Annotated in this window: 9 protein-coding genes; 4 read left to right on the forward strand and 5 right to left on the reverse strand. The window is 64.7% G+C overall.

Annotation, left to right across the window (positions count from 1 at the left end; genetic code table 11):
• Positions 1–8: 8 nt before the first annotated feature.
• Both NXS98_RS16135 and hemL read right to left on the reverse strand, forming a co-directional pair.
• A complete protein-coding gene (locus NXS98_RS16135) occupies positions 9–1,925 on the reverse strand; it encodes an Hsp70 family protein (protein WP_283846081.1) in 1,917 nt (638 codons plus the stop codon).
• A gap of 130 nt (positions 1,926–2,055) precedes the next feature.
• Positions 2,056–3,345 carry a glutamate-1-semialdehyde 2,1-aminomutase gene (gene hemL / locus NXS98_RS16140; RefSeq protein WP_283846082.1) on the reverse strand — a complete coding sequence of 430 codons (1,290 nt, stop codon included), beginning with the start codon at positions 3,343–3,345 and terminating at the stop codon, positions 2,056–2,058.
• Between the two features lie 230 nt (positions 3,346–3,575).
• Here hemL and NXS98_RS16145 point away from each other — a divergent pair, with 230 nt between their 5' ends.
• From NXS98_RS16145 to NXS98_RS16155, 3 genes are read left to right on the forward strand one after another with little or no spacing between them, the layout of a single operon-like run.
• The gene (locus NXS98_RS16145; RefSeq protein ID WP_283846083.1) at positions 3,576–4,892 is read left to right on the forward strand and encodes a Gfo/Idh/MocA family protein; all 1,317 of its coding nucleotides are present in this window, start codon (positions 3,576–3,578) and stop codon (positions 4,890–4,892) included.
• 41 nt (positions 4,893–4,933) lie between these two features.
• The gene (locus NXS98_RS16150) at positions 4,934–7,351 is read left to right on the forward strand and encodes a HEAT repeat domain-containing protein (RefSeq protein ID WP_283846084.1); all 2,418 of its coding nucleotides are present in this window, start codon (positions 4,934–4,936) and stop codon (positions 7,349–7,351) included.
• A 56-nt stretch (positions 7,352–7,407) separates the two neighbouring features.
• The gene (locus NXS98_RS16155; protein ID WP_283846085.1) at positions 7,408–10,491 is read left to right on the forward strand and encodes a protein kinase domain-containing protein; all 3,084 of its coding nucleotides are present in this window, start codon (positions 7,408–7,410) and stop codon (positions 10,489–10,491) included.
• Here NXS98_RS16155 and NXS98_RS16160 read toward each other — a convergent pair.
• Positions 10,484–10,642: a hypothetical protein gene (locus NXS98_RS16160; protein WP_283846086.1), complete on the reverse strand. Its 159-nt coding sequence runs from the start codon at positions 10,640–10,642 to the stop codon at positions 10,484–10,486. The two genes, NXS98_RS16155 and NXS98_RS16160, sit on opposite strands and share 8 nt — an antisense overlap.
• Here NXS98_RS16160 and NXS98_RS16165 point away from each other — a divergent pair.
• Complete coding sequence (locus NXS98_RS16165) at positions 10,641–13,484, forward strand: beta-galactosidase (RefSeq protein WP_283846087.1); 2,844 nt, start codon at positions 10,641–10,643, stop codon at positions 13,482–13,484. The genes NXS98_RS16160 and NXS98_RS16165 overlap by 2 nt on opposite strands.
• A 161-nt stretch (positions 13,485–13,645) precedes the next feature.
• On the opposite strand, the gene NXS98_RS16170 is transcribed toward NXS98_RS16165, so the two are convergent.
• Both NXS98_RS16170 and NXS98_RS16175 read right to left on the reverse strand, forming a co-directional pair.
• Positions 13,646–15,553: a DUF4914 family protein gene (locus tag NXS98_RS16170; protein WP_283846088.1), complete on the reverse strand. Its 1,908-nt coding sequence runs from the start codon at positions 15,551–15,553 to the stop codon at positions 13,646–13,648.
• Positions 15,554–15,571: 18 nt separating this feature from the next.
• Positions 15,572–16,456 (reverse strand): hypothetical protein, encoded by an 885-nt coding sequence (locus NXS98_RS16175; protein WP_283846089.1) that lies wholly within the window; start codon positions 16,454–16,456, stop codon positions 15,572–15,574.
• Between the last annotated feature and the right edge of the window lie 9 nt (positions 16,457–16,465).

Genomic DNA, 16,465 nt, shown 5'->3' on the forward strand with positions numbered 1-16,465 from the left:
TCCCGACCTTAAATCAGGCCTTTCTTTTTCAGCATCGCCTCCATCGCCTTGTCCATCATCAAGTCGGCCAGGGGGCGGGTGGCTTCGTCCAAAGCAGCGTTGGCGGCCTTGAGTTTGGCGGGGTCGCCGGTTTTGGTGCGGGGGTCTTCCTGCGCCAGCACGGCTTCCACGTCGGCCATCGCCTGCTCAATTTTCTGGCGGTACTCGGCGCTCAATTCCTGGCCGCACTCGGCCAGGCCCTTGCGGGTGGCGGTCAGGGTTTCGCCGGCGCGCAGCTTGGCTTCAATCCATTGCCGGGCGCGCAAATCATCAAAGGCGTGCTCGATGGATTCCTCCACCATCTTCTGCACCTCGGCATCGTTGACGTCCACCACCGATTTAATATCCACCACTTTTTGCCGGCCGGTTTTAATGTCACGGGCCAGCACGTGCAGGATGCCGTTGGCGTCAATTTCAAACTGCACGCCCACCCGCGGCACGCCTTTGGGCGCCGGCTCAAACTCAATTTCAAACCGGCCCAGACTCCAGTTGTCCTTCGCGCGCTCGCGCTCGCCCTGCAACACGTGAATGAGCATCGAACGCTGGTTGTCCACCGCGGTGGTGAACATTTCCCCGGCCTTGATGGGGATGGTGCTGTTGCGCGGGATGATGACATTCATCAGGCCGCCAAACGTTTCAATGCCCAGCGAAAGCGGCGTGACATCCAGCAACAGCACGTTTTGGAAGCCCCCGCTCAAAATCTCCGCCTGAATCGCCGCGCCCAGCGCCACGGCTTCATCCGGGTTTTGCGAGGTGTTGAGCTGCGGGCCTTTTTTGGGGGCCGGCTCCTCGCTCAGCGGCAGGTTGCCGCGGGCTTCGGCAAATTCCGTGTCCACGCATCCAAACCACTCGGCCACCAGCCGCCGCACCAGCGGCATGCGCGTCTGTCCGCCCACCAGTATTACCTGGTCCAAATCCGCCGGCTCCACCCGTGCATCCGCCAGCGAGCGCAGACAATGCGCGCGGGTCCGCTCGATGATGTCGCGGGTCAACCGCTCCAGCTCCTCCCGCGTGAGGCGGTAGCTGTAACTGAAATGCGGCGTCAAAAACGGCAGGGCAATTTCCACCTCCGTTTCCGTGCTGAGCTGGATTTTCGCTTTTTCCGCGGCCTCCCGCAGGCGCGACATCATGGAGAGGTCCGCCGTGGCCTCCGGCCCGCCGGCGGCGCGGATGCGCTCCACCAGAAAATCCACCAGCCGCCGGTCCAGGTCATCGCCGCCCAGCCGGGTGTTGCCATTGGTGGCCAGCACCTGGAAAACCCCCTGGTTCAGCTCGAGTATGGACAAATCGAAAGTGCCCCCGCCCAGGTCATAAACCGCAATGCGCGATTTTTCCTTCAGGCGGTTCAATCCGTACGCCAGCGCCGCCGCCGTGGGTTCATTGACAATGCGCTCCACCGTCAAGCCCGCCAGCTCGCCCGCCCGCTTGGTGGCGTTGCGCTGGGCGTCATTAAAATACGCCGGCACGGTGATGACGGCGCGCGTCACCGGCTCGCCCAGGGCGCGTTCCGCGTCGCGCTTCAATTTCTTGAGGATTTCGGCCGAAATCTCCTCCGGCGTGTAGGTGCGCCCGTGAATGTCAATCTGCACCGGCCCGCCGCCCTCGCCGCGCACGGGATACGTCACCAGCATTTCTTCCCGCGGAATTTCCGCGCCGCGGCGGCCCATGAACCGTTTGATGGAATACACCGTTTCCCGCGGTTTGAGCACGCGCACGCGATGCGCGGGATGCCCCACCAGCGGCTCCGCCTCCGGCCCCGGAAAATGCACCACCGAAGGCGTCAACCGGTTGCCTTCCGCATCGGCAATCACATACGGGATGCCCGCCTCCACCACCGCCACCAGGGAGTTGGTTGTGCCCAAATCAATCCCAACAATTTTGCTCATAAAGCGAAACGACCACCGTCAAGCTGAGCATAGCACTGCTTGTCCGAACAGCAAGCGAAGCCCGGCCCGGCCTTGCCCCACTTCCGGCGCCGGCCCCGGCCTGCCACGGGCCGGAGCACCGGCTGAAAGCTTACTTCCACCCCTGCATCACCGCCCGGGCAGCCGACACCGTGCGCTCGATGTCCTGCTCGGTGTGCGCGGTGGAAATAAAACCGGCCTCAAAAGGCGACGGCGCCAGATAAATGCCCGCCTCCAACATCCCGTGGAAAAAGCGCTTGAACCGCTCACGGTCGCTGCGCAGGGCATCGCCCAGGTGATGCACCGGCTCGCCGGTGAAATAAAGGCAGAACATGGAGCCGCAGCGGTTGAATTGCGCCGGCACCCCCGCCCGGGCAACCGCCTCCTTGAGACCATCCTCCAGTTGCTGGCCCAGCGCTTCAAGCCGCGCATAAGCGGAGCCATCTTCCAATAATTCCAGCGCCGCCAGGCCCGCCGCCATGGCCAGCGGGTTGCCGCTCAACGTCCCCGCCTGATACACCGGCCCCAACGGCGCCAGGCAATCCATGATTTCCGCCCGCCCCCCAAACGCCCCCACCGGCAGGCCGCCGCCGATGATTTTGCCAAAGCAGGTCAGGTCCGGCTGGATGCCAAACCGCTCCTGCGCCCCCCCAAACGCCAGGCGAAAGCCGGTCATCACTTCATCGAAAATCAACAGCGCCCCGTTTTCCCGCGTGATTTTCCGCAAAAACTCCAGATAACCCGGCCGCGGCAGGTACAGGCCGGCGTTGCCGGGCACCGGCTCCAGAATGATGCCCGCGATTTGTCCGGCATTGGCCGCAAAGGCGGCGCGCACGGCCTCCTCATCATTGAAGGGCAGCACGATGGTGTGCTGGGTGAAAGCCGCCGGCACGCCGGCGCTGTCGGGATGCCCAAACGTCAGCGCGCCGGAGCCGGCCTTGACCAGCAGCGAGTCGGCGTGGCCGTGATAACAGCCATCAAACTTGATGATTTTATCGCGTCTCGTGAAACCGCGCGCCAGCCGGATGGCCGACATGCACGCCTCGGTGCCGCTGTTGCAGAAGCGGATTTTCTCAACGCTGGGAATGCGCTCAATGATGCACCGCGCCAGCGCCACCTCGCGCGGGTTGGGGATGCCGAAACTGGTGCCGTCATCCGCCGCGCTTTTGATGGCGGCCACAATGGCCGGATGCGCATGGCCGTGAATGGCCGGCCCCCACGTGCACACATAATCAAGGTACTCGTTGCCGTCCACATCCCACACCCGCGCCCCCGCTGCGCGTTGCACAAAAAAAGGCTTGCCTCCCACCGCGCGAAAGGCCCGCACCGGTGAATTCACGCCGCCCGGCAGATAACGCAACGCTTCGTCGAACAGGGCATCTGATTTGATTCGCGACATCATACGGCAAAAGTAAAGTGCGGGCGCAGGTCAGGCAATGAGGATTGTGGGGCTTGGCCAGGGGACCGGGTCCCGGCATTCAGGCTTCTGGGTGAGGAAACCAATGGCAATGCCCTGCCCGGCAGGCAGGCGGCCGCGGTCGCAATAACGCAAACCCGCAGCGTTGCTTCCCGGGATTGGGGCGGAATAGTTTATGTTTTACAACGCTGCAACCGGTCGCATAATCCCTCGCCATGAAATCTGTTTCCCCAAGATTTTCGCGGCGCAATTTTTTGCAGCGCCAACTGGCTTGGGCCGGCGCGTGTCTGGCCGCTCCCCTGTGGGTGCCCGCGCCGGTGCTCGGCCGCGGCGGCGCCCTGCCGCCCAGCGAGCGGGTGGCGATGGGCTTCATTGGTGTGGGCGGCCAGGGGGCCGGTCATTTGCTGGGCGGCGCCTGGACCTATCTGGCCGGGGGCTACACCGCCCGCAAGGATGTCCAGGTGCTCGCCGTCTGCGATGTATGGCGCGACCGCCGCGAGCGCGCGCGCGACCGCGTCAATCAACATTATCAGCAGGTGTATGGCCAGGCCGGCTACCGGCCGTGCGAGGCGTACACGGATTTTCGCCACGTGCTGGACCGCGCCGATATTGACGCCGTGCTCATCGCCTCGCCGGCGCACTGGCATGCGGTGATGTCCGTCATGGCGGCGCAGGCGGGCAAGGATATTTACTGTGAAAAACCCACCGCCTGCACCATCCGCGAAAGCCAGGCCGTGCTGCGCGCCGTCCGCCGGTACGGGCGCGTGTACCAGGCGGGCACGCAACAGCGCAGTGAATACAACGGCTATTTCCGCCGGGCCTGTGAGTACGTCCGCAGCGGGCGGCTGGGACAGCTCAAGGAAATCTACGCCTACCGCGATGGCGGCGCGATTGCCTGGGGCGCGAAATTTGGCCCCGCCAAACCCGTGCCCGAAACCTTGGACTGGGACTTGTACCTCGGGCCGGCACCGTGGGTGCCTTACGACGGCAACACCGGCGCCCACCGCTACGACATTGGCGAGCTGAACTGGGGCCAGCATCATTATGACATCGTCCAATGGGCCGCCGGCATGGATGACTCCGGGCCGGTTGCCTTGTTCATGGAGGAAGGGCGCACCTCCTATCGCTACGCCAACGGGGTGGTCGTTCACGGGCGGCCTTATCCCGGGGAGCCCGTAGGGCATGACGGCGGTTGTTGTTTTGTGGGCGCCCACGGGCGATTGGCGGTGGACCGCGGCAATCTGGTCAGTTACCCGGAGGACATCATCCGCGAGCCGCTGCGCCCCAACGAGGTGCATCTCTACTTCAGCGACAGCCACTCCGGCAATTTTTTGGAGTGCGTCAAATCCCGCAAAAAAACCATCTGCGATGCCGACATCGCCCACCGCGCCGCCAGCGCGCTGCTGCTGGGGGGCATTGAAAAAATATTGCAACGCCCCCTGCAATGGGACCCCGTGGCCGAGCAATTTGTGGGCGATGAGGAAGCCAACCGCCTCCTGTCCATTGCCCAACGCCCGCCATGGCAAGTCTGAATGTTTTCCTTTCCCGACCAAAGATTCCACCCCTTGCTTGCATGAACACCACCTGCTGCTCCCTGGTCATCCTCCTGGCCGCGCTGGCCTGGCCGTTGGCGTCCGCGCCAGCCGCCTCTACGCCCTCCGAATCGGAACTCATCGCCGTGTTGCAAAGCCCGGCGCCGCCCGAGCAAAAAGACGCCGCCTGCGCCCGGTTAAAACGCATCGGCACCGCCGCCGCCGTCCCCGCCCTGGCGCGTCTGCTGACCGACCCGGAACTCTCGCACTCGGCGCGCTATGCGCTGGAATCTCTCCCTTGCCCGGAGGCCACGGCAGCCCTCCTCGCGGCCTTGGCGGACGCCCAGCGCGCGCAAAAGGCCGGCATTCTCCAATCCCTGGGCGAGCGTCCGGACATGCCGGTCGCCCCGGTGGCCCGCCACCTTAACGACAGCCACCCGGACATCATCATTGCCGCCGCCATTGCCCTGGGCAAACGCGGTGGCGCAGAGGCCATCACGCATTTGCAACCCTGGCTCGACAAAACCTCCGGCCCCATCCGCACCGCCATCGTGGATGCCTTGTTGCGCGCGGCCGAAAACTTGCAGGGCGGACCCCACGCCGCCGCGGGCCTCAAAGTCTATGAGCGTTTGACCGCCCCCCAGGAATCCCCCGCCGTGCGCCAGGCTGCCTGGTGCGGCCTCCTCCGGGCGGACAAAAAACGCCGCTTGTCCCTGATGCGTGAAGGTCTGTTGGGCACGGATGCCATCCAGCAACGCGCGGTCCTGCAGGTGGCCGCCGAATGGAACACTCCCGCAGTGGCGCAGGAATTGGGCCGGCTCTTGCCCAAACTCCCGCCGCCCGTGCAGGCGTCGGTCATCGAAATTTTGCGCGCCACCGAAGCGCGCAGTGCCGTGCGTGCCGTGGTGGAGGCCCTGCGAAGCCCCGAGAGCTACGTCCGCATCGCCGCCGTGAACGCCCTGGCCGAATTGGGCCAGGCCGCCCACGCGCCGTCTTTGTTGCAAGCGGCGCTGTCCCAGGACGCCCAGGAGCAGAAGGCCGCCCGGCGCGCGCTGGCCCGCCTGCGCGACCCCCTGGCCCCGACGCTCTTGAAGTTGCTGCCCACCGCCGCGCCGGCGATGCAAGCGGAAATCATCCAGACCCTGGCCGTGCGTCAGGAGACAGAGGCAGTGCCCCAGCTCTTGCAACTCGCCCGCACCGGCCCGGACAACGTGCGCACCCCGGCCCTGCGGGCGGTGGGCCAACTGGCCAAACCAGCCCAGCTTGCTGCGCTGGTTCAGGCGTTGCAACAGGCCCCCGATGACGCTCAGCGCCGCGCCGCCCAGGAAGCCCTGCTCGAAGCCTGCCGCCGCTTGCAGGCGCGCCCGGATTTTTCGCCCGAGCCGCTGGTGGCCGGCCTGCAGGGCGAGGCGGCGGCCCGCGCGGCCTTGTATCCCGTTCTGGCGCAGCTCCGGCATGAGCGCGTGCGGGCGGCCCTGTTGGCCGGACGGCAGGACGCCGATGCCCAGGCCCGCCAGGCGGCCCTGCGCGCCTTGTGCGACTCGGTGGACCCCGGTGTCCTGCCCGCCCTCCTCGAGCTGGCGCGTTCCTCCCCGGAAAACACCCTCCGCGTCCTGGCCGTGCGCGGCGCAGCGCGTCTGGTTCACGAGGAAGCCGGCAACCTGGGCACAACGGAACGCGCCGCCCTCCTGCGTGACCTGCTCGGGCTGGCTTCGCGCGTGGAGGAAAAACGGATGATTCTGGGCCGGCTCGCCGCAGCGCCCACTGTGGAATCCTTGGCCCTCGCCGCCAGTATGACCGCCGATCCCGCCTTGCAAAATGAAGCGGCTCAGGCCGTGTCAGCGCTGGCGGAGAGCCTCGCCGGGGCGCATCCGGCCGAGTGCACCCGCGCGCTGCAAACAGCCCTGAAGCAGGTGAGTGAGCCAGCCCGCCAGAAAGATTTGCAGGCACGCCTCCAGCACATCGAGGCCCTGGCGGATTACCTCACCGTCTGGCAGATGGCCGGCCCCTACCAGCAAGCCGGCAAATCCTATCAGGAATTGTTTGACCTCGTTTTCCCGCCGGAAACGGCCACGGCCGAAGTGAAATGGAAACCGTTGCCCGCCGGAACAGACCCCAAACGCCCCTTTGTCCTCGATGTGCTCAAGGCCTTGGGCGGCGAACAACGCGTGGCCTATTTGCGCACCCGTGTTTATTCCGAAACCGAACAACCCGCGCGCCTTGAATTTGGCAGCGACGACGGCGTCAAAATCTGGTTGAACGGCCGCCAGGTGGCGGCCCTGAACGTGGCGCGCCCGCTCACCCCGGGGTCGGATAAGACCGACGTGGTTTTGCAGCCAGGCTGGAATACGTTGTTGGTCAAATTGACCCAAAATAATTTAGGCTGGGAATTTTGCGCCCGCTTCCTCAAACCCGACGGCACCCGCCTTGCCGGCCTGAAATATCAGTTGCCCGAATAATTGCCCATCGCCCGGCGCTCTGGCGGCGCGGCCGGACGGCGGCAGTTGGCTGAGATATGGACAAGACCCTCCGCATTTGTCCAGTTTGTGGCGCGCCTTTGCCTGACGACGCCCCGCCGGGGCTGTGCCCCCATTGCCGCCAGCCTCCTGCCAGCGACCCCTCTGCGGGAGCGGCGCGACCACGGGCCGGTGAAGTCTTCGGTGGCTACCGCATCCGCCGCCTGCTGGGCCGAGGGGGGATGGGAGAAGTCTTTGAGGCCGAGCAACTGGACACCGGCCGGCTGGTGGCGCTGAAGGTCATGGGCCATACCTTCGGCTCGGAAGAGGACCGCAAGCGCTTCCTGCGCGAGGCCCGCCTGGCGGCCTCCATCAACCATCCGCATGTCGTTTATGTGCATGGCGGAGCCGAAGTTCAACAAACTCCCGTCATTGCCATGGAGCTGGCCCGCGGGGGCACGCTCAGCGACCGCCTCCGCCAGTCGGGGCCGCTGCCGGTGACGGAGGCGGTGGAGGCGATGTTGCAAGTGATTGCCGGTCTGGAAGCCGCCCATGCCGCCGGCGTGTTGCATCGGGATATCAAACCGTCCAATTGCTTTGTCAGCGCCGATGGCGCAATCAAAATCGGCGATTTTGGCCTGGCCGTGAACACCCTGGCCCGCGGCGATTCCCTGCTTACGGCCACCGGCACCTGGCTGGGCACCCCGGCTTACGCCTCTCCGGAACAATTGCGCGGCGAAGAGCTGACTGTGGCCTCGGATATTTATTCCGTGGGGGCCACCCTCTATCACTTGCTTACGGCGCGGCTGCCCTTTGCAAGCTCGGACATGGTCAGGCTCATCACCGAGGTCCTGGACAAACCGCCGCCGCCACCCAACAGCCTGCGGCCGGATTTGCCCGAAGCCTTGTCCCGCATCATCCTCCGCTGTCTGGCCAAGGAACCCAAAGCCCGGTTTGCCTCCTACGGCGAGCTCCGCGATGCTTTGCTTCCCTTCACCCGCGCCGAAACGGAACCCGCGCGGCCCGCTCCTCGGGCTGTGGCGGGCTTGGTGGATTCCCTCATCGCCTCGCTGCCGGCGATGCTGTCCCATTTATATTGGGGGCAATCCCCGCAAGACACCCTCCTGATGGAGCGCACCTGGACCGCCGCGCTGATGTGGCTGCCGCTCTTTTTATGGGGCTTTGGGTATTGGGTAATTTGCGAAGGCCACTGGGGCGCGGGTCTGGGCAAGGCGTTGCTGGGCCTGCGGGTGGTCAATCAGCGCGGGGACGTCCCCGGCCTGCCGCGGGCCGCCGCCCGGACCTTGTTGTTTTTATCGCCGGAACTGCTGCCCGCCCTGGTGGCCCTGCTGTTTTTGGGCGCGGACGAATACCGCATCATGCGCCAGCATGACTGGCTGGGATGGAGTGACACCCTCGGCGCCGGCTTGTTTCTCCTGTTGTATGCCACCCTCTGGAAACGCTTCGGCTACGTGGCCCTTTTGGACCGCTTCAGCGGCACGCGCGTCATCGTGCGTCCCAAAACCCAGCGCCGCCCCGCCTTGCGGCCGGCTGAGTGCCTGAACCCCGCGCCGCCGCCCTCCAGCCCCGCGCCTTTGCCCGCGTTTGGCTATTTTCGGACGCTCGCCTGCTTGTGGCAGAACGAGGCCGCAGGCGAGGCATTATACCTCGCCGAGGACACCGTCCTGCGCCGGCAGGTCTGGGTGCATGTGCGTCCCGACACCGCCCCCGCCGTCTCCCTGGCCCGCCGCGAGCTGGCGCGGCCCGGCCGTTTGCGCTGGTTGTGCGGCGGCACTCTTCCCTGCGGTCTATGGGATGCCTACGACGCGGTGGCCGGGGCGGCCTTGACGGATTTGGGCCGCCGCCCGCGCGCCTGGGCGGAAGTGCGTTTTTGGCTGCTGGACATGGCCGTCGAATTGGATGCGTGCCTCAAAGAACTGGAATTGCCGCCCCCGCTCGCGTTGAACCGCCTTTGGATTTCCCGCGCTGGCACCGCCGTATGGCTGGAATTTCCTGCCCCCGCGGCAGCGCCGGTGGAACCAGCCGATGCGGTGGTGTGGCCCCTGGACAGTCCCCACGCCGCCCAAAAATTTCTCGATGCCATGGTGCGGCGCGTGCTGGAACCGCGTCATCTGCCCATGCCTCCGCCATCAGGCAAAGGGGTGCGGGCGCCTGCGCCCTTGCATGCGCGGGGTTTCCTGGACAGCCTGGCGCGTGCGGCGTTTGACCGCATGGAATTTGTGCTGGGCAACCTCCGCTCCCTGACCGGCCGGGATGCAGTGGTCAGCCGCGTGCGGCGCGGGCTTTCCATCTTTTTGGTGCCGGCGGCAATCGTGCTCTTGAGCGGCATCATCCTGGTGGCCAGCAGCCTGGAATACTTCCGCTGGCAGCAAGCCTGGCGGGCCGAATATGGCAACCTGCCTTCCCTCCGCGGAGCCGTGACCATGTACCGCGTGGCCCAGCAGGCGGGGGATTTCCCCCTGCCCAATCCTCCGGACGAAGCGCTGGCGCGGGCATTTATTGTGGGGCATTATGCCTCCCTGATTAACAATGCCGCTTTTTGGGAAAACCGCCCGCTCGCCAGCGCGTTCACCGAGCAAGACCGCCAACTGTTAAAAGAAGTCGTCAACCGCCAGCCCCCTCCCGAGGCCGCCCTGGTGGAGCGCGCCAAAAAAGAACTGTCCGGCACGGTGGCCATGTTTGACCGCGCCACCCTCCTGACCAGCGGGCTGGCCGCGGCCGGCTTCCTGATACTTGCCCCGCTGCTCTGGGGCGTGCTGGAGCTGGTTTCTGCTCTCCTGGCCGGCAAGGCCCGGATTGTGGACCTCGCCGGCATGGCCGTGGTGAACAACCAGGGCGACCGCGCCAGCCGCTGGCGGCTGTTATGGCGCTGGGTGGTGGTGTGGTTTCCCCTGATTTTGATGTCGAGTCTGTGCCTCGTGTTTTTCTTCACCGTCCAGGAGGCGTTGCGCCAACCGCAAACCCTCGGACTGGTCCAATCCCTGCCCCTCCTCGTCCAACTGCTGTTGCTGGGGCTGGCCGGCGCAGCGCTGCTGGCTTTGGCCGCCGCCATTTATGGCGTCTGGCGTCCCGAGCGCGGCTTGCAGGACCGCCTGGCCGGCACCTGGATTGTCCTCAAGTGAGCGCATCGGTCGGTTTTACTCCTTCACTGGTGGCGGTTGGCTGGGTCATTGCCCCGGTCCTCGTTTCAGCGGCCACCTGGTCCCCCAGGTGAAGAGGTCCTTGGATTTCGGCCTTGACCAGCTCCGGCTGCTCCAGTTTGCTGCCGTTCATGAAAGTCATGACCCATTATTTCTTGAGCGCCCTGTTATTCGCCAGCGTCCTGGCAGGTTCCGCAAGCGCAGCCGCCCCTGCCGCGCCAACGCCATTCATCGCTCTGGCGGACGGCCAGGGAGGCATCAGCATCAGTCGCCAAGGGCAGGATTTCATGCGCTTGGGATTGGCGGCCTGGGGGCCAAACTGGGCTTGGACGGGCCTCAAGGGAGGCACAAAGGCGGAAAACCGCGTCGCTTCCGGCATGTTTTCCTGTGCCATCGGCCCTGCCACGCTGTCGCTTAAACTGGCAGCGCAGCAAACCGGGCCGGATACCTTGCAGGTGAATTATTCCCTCAGTGCGGACAAGGATGCTGATTTGACCCTCTTCATTGCCGAGGTGGCGCCCGCCGCCGGCATCTTCAAGGGCGGGCAACTGGTGGCGGAAATGTCCGGCAAAAGCCGCACTCTATCCCTGCCGCTGCCCTTGGGGCCGGTGGGCGAAGCTGTCAGCGTCCTCCGCTTTCGCTCGCCAGCCGGCATGGAAGCCGTCCTGCGCCTGGAGCCGCCCATAGATGTGGATGCGGATGGCGCCGCCCGCATCGTGCTGGCCAGAAAGCGGCTGGCAGCCGGGGGCGGCCGGGACTTGAAGCTCACGCTCACCCTGCCTGCCGCCATTACCTGGTATGCCAGTCCGGCGGAAATCCCCGACCTGGACAACATGGCCGCCTGGTATCCGTGGCGCGGCACGGGTGCGGGCGCGGATTCCGTGCTCGACATGAGCGGGTGGCTGGACAAACCGGCGGGGAAGCACGGCCGCATAGTGCGGCAGGGCCATCAACTCCTCTATCAAAATCAGCCCATCAAACTCTGGGGCCTCAACTTGTGTTATGCCACTTGCGCTCCGGAAAAGCCGCTGGCCGAAAAACGCGCCGCGCTCTATGCCCGTTACGGCATCAACAGCGTGCGCCTGCACAAATTCGCCGATGGCCCCGGCTGGGCTGGCATTCAGGCCGAGGACAGCGCGGCGGAGTATGACCCGGCCGGCCTGGACCGCATGGATTATCAAATCGCCAAATTCAAGGAGGCCGGCATATTTGTCAAACTTAGCGCCCACTTTGGCACGGTCAGCATGGGAGCCGCGGACCGCCGGGATGTGCCCTACCTGGACGAATTCGGGCAGCCGCAAGGCCGTGGCGGGCGGGTCCGGGCGCCCCACAGCGCGTTTTTTTACTCACCCGAGCTGCAGCGCCTGCAGATTCGCCAGATGGTCAATCTGCTTAAACACACCAACACCTACACCGGACTCACCTACGCCAAAGACCCGGCGATGTGGGCCGTCGAAATCATCAATGAGCAAAGCATCTTCTTTTACACCTCCATGCAGCCGCTCCAAAAAAGCGCCACCCTGCGCCGGCAGGTGGGGGAAAGGTTTTCTGACTGGCTCCGCAAAAAATACGGCACCCACGCCGGCCTTCTCAAGGCCTGGGGCGAGAAAGCCCTCGATGGTTTCCAAAATGAAGGCTTCCCCGCCGGTGAACACCTGGACCAGCGCAACATCCTCCCGCTGGGCAATCCGTGGTATTGGGACCCGGCGCAGTTGAACGGCAGCCAGGCGTTTCGTCGCCAGCGGCTGCTGGACACCCTCCAATTTTTATACGAATTACAATGCGAGGCGTATGACCGGTATGTGGCCGCCGTGCGCGCTGCGGGTTACGACGGTGAAATCCTCGGCAGCAACTGGCAGGCCGGCCGCGCCTTCAGCCATTACGCCAATTTGCATGCGGATTACCGCGTGGGCCTCATTGACCGGCACAACTACTTCGGCGGCGGGCAGGGCCGCTCCTTTCGCTCCGGCTCCATGCTCGCGCGCGCCGGTTCCGGCATGTTGAGCAGCGGTCTGCAGCAGGTGGCCGACCGCCCCTTCATGCTCTCCGAGTGGATTCATGTTTTCCCGAATGAATGGGGTGTGGAAGGCCCGGCCATTATCGGCGCCTACGGCATGGGCCTGCAGGGCTGGGATACTTCCTACATGTTTCAAAACGGCGACCAGGGCACCTTCAGCCGCCAGTTGGGCGGTAGTGAATGGGACGTGGTGGCGCCGCAAATCCTGGGCGTATTCCCGGCCGTGGCAAGGCAGGTGTTGCGCGGGGATGTGCAGGAGGCTCCCCCGCAGGCCGTCCGCCACGTCCACATGCCCTCCCTATTCCAAGGCAAGCTCGGTTTTGAAGATTCCGTGGCTCAGGGGTATGACGACAAGGAGCTGGACAGCGCCCAGGTGCCCGCTCGCGCGCTGGCCGTCACACGCTGTGTGGTGGACTTCACCTCCGCCTGGCGCGAGACCCCCCCCTTTGATTTGAAACCTTACATCCAGGGCGATGTCCTGGTGTCGGCCACACGGCAATTGCGCTGGAAAGAAGGCCAGACTCCCACCAGCGGATATTTCACACTGGATACCCCCGCCACCAAGGCCGTGGTGGGTTTCGCCGAAGGCCAGCCGGCGCGGCTCGGGGAATTGACCCTGACGCCCCGCTCCAGGTTTGCCGCGCTCTACGTCACCGCCGTGGAGCGCCAGGCCACACTGGCCAACGCCCGGCGGGTGTTGGTGGTGGCGCTGGCCCGCGCGCGCAACACCGGCATGAAAATCGGCCCGGCCGGCAACGAACTCTTAAACAAGGGCACGGCCCCCATTCTCATGGAACCGGTGCGGGCGGAGATTCAATGGACGGGGCGGCCGATTCAACGCGTGCACGTGCTCAATCACGACGGCCAGCGCACGGGCAAAATGCTGCCGGTGCAGGCTGGGCGTTTCGTGCTTAACGGTGAAACCGAGCAAACGCCCTACTACGAAATCGAATTCTAAGGGCGCGGAAGCTTACTCCTGCCCGGGGTGTGCAGGGGTCAGGGGAACGCCATTCCGGCTCCAGCGGCATGAGCCAGCATCAGAGCGAGGCTCCTGCCACCAGGCCATCAGGCATGGCCTGCTGCTTGCTGCTGGGCGGAGGGGGCGGTCCACCGCGAGGATTAATCCGTGTCCTCCACCGTGCCATGCGGAATCAGCCGCTCGTAATCCTCCACCGTGCCGTTGTCCAGCACGCATTGAATGATTTGCCGGCCCAGCGGATGCAGGTCGGGCTCCAGGAATTCGCGGCATTGCTTTTGGAAAAAGTCCCGCAGAATGGCGGCGCCTTTGTCGTAGGCTTCGGGGCCCACCTCAATTTGTTTTTCGACGCGCAGGAAAATGGCGGCGATGCTTTGACCTTCCAACACCAGCGAGGTAAGGGCATAGCCCGCCAGCGGACAGCGGGCGGGACGAATCTGGTCCTTGCTGAACCGGAAATGGCCGCGGCGGGCCAGGTATTCCCGGGCAATCCATTGGGGCATGAAGCCCACCTGCCAGACGCCAATGTGTTGATTGGGCACCAGAATATAGCGGACCTTGGGAGTGGAGAGAATCTGCCCCAGCAACAAGTTGGCCTGGTCCACCCGGCGGCCGGTGGCAAACGGCCAGTAGGAGCCCACCCCTTCGCTGCTCATGCCTTCTTGCGCCACAATGCTGGGATTGGCATGACCACGCGGGGCCACCAGCCGCCACACCCACGCCAGCGCGGGCGGGAGGATGTGAAACAGACCGAAGATGCCGTAGGTGGGATTCTCCTGCGTGCAGGGTGGAGTGCGCACCCCAAAACTGCGAACGTCCACCGTCACCGGCCCGTTCACGATGCCGGGCACGATGGAACGCGGCAGGATGACGCGCGGATTGGGGCAGGGCACGCCCGGCGCGTCCTGAATGTGCTCCCAAATCAGGGCGGTGGAACGGGGCACGGCGTCCACATTCAAAAAGAGCAGGGGAAGCGGCGGATGAATGGTCAGTTCTTCCAGGTGCGGGTCCACCCCGTAATGGGTGATGTGATTAATCCGCACAAACCACGCCTGCTCGGCATCCATCAACGCCAGTTTGTCCTTGTTGCGCTCGTGGCGGAGGCTCGGATGGCACAAGGCCATGTCATCGGTGACCGGCCGCAATTCGCAGGCGCGCGGCAGCACCAACCGGCGGTCTTCGCCCGTGATAATGTTCCGGCCCAGCAACAAAGTGCCATCACGCTGGCGGTGAACGTGCTCCAGCATTTCGCTCTTGCCGCCGCCGCTGGCGCCCTCGTGCATGATGGTGATTTTGTTGTCGTAGGGAGTGATGACCTGCACCGTCGAGCAATGCGCGGCCACCCAGCCCTCCTGCTCGCCCAGCGCCAGCAACATGCCATAGACGCCCTTTTTGGCGCTGGGGCCCGGATACAGGTTGTAGCTGAACATCTCATGCAGATGCTCCAGCCGGTTGTGCACCACCACCTGCCGGCCTTCAAAGTGCGTGTGCCGGAAGGGCGGGGCCACGTAAATCACCGCTCGCGGCGCAAAGGGTCGGCCCAGCTTCGACACATCCAGAATGCCCTGCAGCAATGCCAGGCCCAGCGCAAAAAAACCGGCGTTGGCCGGCGCCACCGCCACGGCATCCACGCCTTTGCCCTCGGTTCCGGCCACAAAGGCGAACACCGCCAGTTTTTGTTTTTTCAACCACTCAAAGGTTTCCTGGCGCAGGCCGGCGAAGTCGCATCCGAAGCGCTCGCGAAAAGTGGGTTTGTTGGTGGGTTTGTTGTCTCCAATGACCATGCAATCAGGGTCCCGGCGGCGCATGTAAGGTTCCGGGTAATTGGCGCTGATGCCATTGCGCACGCGGCAAACCGTGGCTTCCACCACGCGCCCCTTGCCGGGCACATCGTACGCCACTTCATGCCAGTCCTGGCCCTGCGGCGGCGCCGCCAACTCCACCAGCTCCTCCACGGAACTGGCGACCACATATCCCGGACACTGCGACAAAATCTCCGCCAGCTCCGGTGGCATGGCGAACGGTAGGGAGGTTGGCTGGGCAGTGCTCATGTCAGTCTATTTCATGGATCATGGATCTCGCGGGGCGTGGGGCGCGCCGCCTGGCGCGCAGTTTTGCCCACGGGTTCCCCGTTGGTTATCGAGAGGGGCCGGCGCGTTCCCTGAGGCCGCCGGCTGCAACAACTCGTAATCCACCAGCGCATACACCGGGCGGCCCCTGCGATCCCGCAACACCTGCCCGTTGTGGCGCCCGCGCAATATGCAGTGCGCCGGCTTAATGTCAAGCATCCGGAAGCCGCACTGTCGCAATTCTTCGGTGGCCAGCTCCATGATTTCGCGGAAGAATTGCAGCCGCTGCTGGTCCGGCCAGTTCAGGGCTTCGGTCATCTGTTCCGCATCCTGCCCCCGAATCCAACTATACAACAATAAATACTGGCGGCCGGTATCCAGGGGGGCCTCCGGATGCCGTTGCAGCACGGCGGCGATTTTATCCTCCGTCCGCCCAAGCTGCCACGGCTCGAATCGTTGCGGCGGCGAATAGATGCCCAGGGGCCGCTTGGTGATGACCCGGCGGCCGTCCCCGGCCGGACGCGCCGCCCGCAACGCCAGCACATGCGCCACCTCCTCGAAGGGGCTGTTGAAGTCAGCATTGGGATAGGCGCACAGGACATCAGTGTCCAGTGGCACGCGCGTGCCAAACCGGTTATAGCGGACCACAATGAAATGGGATTTGCCCGCCACCGGCCGGGTGGCCACGCGGCAAATGGTGCTGGTGCCCAGCAACCGCTGCCGATGACTCAGAAACCAATCAGGGGCAAACCAGTTTGCCGGCTCCAAGTGCACGGCCAGCGGGCGGCCCAGCTCGGTCAAAAATAGCTCCCCGCCGTCTGGCAGGGTGCGCCACTCATAGCGCACTCCCAGCACTTCAAGGCTTCGGTTGGAGGCTAAGTTCATCAAAGGTGC

This window comes from Fontisphaera persica, from assembly GCF_024832785.1.
In the GTDB taxonomy this organism is placed as follows: Bacteria; Verrucomicrobiota; Verrucomicrobiia; order Limisphaerales; family Fontisphaeraceae; genus Fontisphaera; species Fontisphaera persica.

Bases quoted from the DNA above. Each gene is read 5' to 3' on its own strand.
- NXS98_RS16135 (WP_283846081.1), bottom strand. From the start codon at position 1,925: ATGAGCAAAATTGTTGGGATTGATTTGGGCACAACCAACTCCCTGGTG.
- hemL (WP_283846082.1), bottom strand. From the start codon at position 3,345: ATGATGTCGCGAATCAAATCAGATGCCCTGTTCGACGAAGCGTTGCGT.
- NXS98_RS16145 (WP_283846083.1), top strand. From the start codon at position 3,576: ATGAAATCTGTTTCCCCAAGATTTTCGCGGCGCAATTTTTTGCAGCGC.
- NXS98_RS16150 (WP_283846084.1), top strand. From the start codon at position 4,934: ATGAACACCACCTGCTGCTCCCTGGTCATCCTCCTGGCCGCGCTGGCC.
- NXS98_RS16155 (WP_283846085.1), top strand. From the start codon at position 7,408: ATGGACAAGACCCTCCGCATTTGTCCAGTTTGTGGCGCGCCTTTGCCT.
- NXS98_RS16165 (WP_283846087.1), top strand. From the start codon at position 10,641: ATGAAAGTCATGACCCATTATTTCTTGAGCGCCCTGTTATTCGCCAGC.
- NXS98_RS16160 (WP_283846086.1), bottom strand. From the start codon at position 10,642: ATGAACGGCAGCAAACTGGAGCAGCCGGAGCTGGTCAAGGCCGAAATC.
- NXS98_RS16170 (WP_283846088.1), bottom strand. From the start codon at position 15,553: ATGAGCACTGCCCAGCCAACCTCCCTACCGTTCGCCATGCCACCGGAG.
- NXS98_RS16175 (WP_283846089.1), bottom strand. From the start codon at position 16,456: ATGAACTTAGCCTCCAACCGAAGCCTTGAAGTGCTGGGAGTGCGCTAT.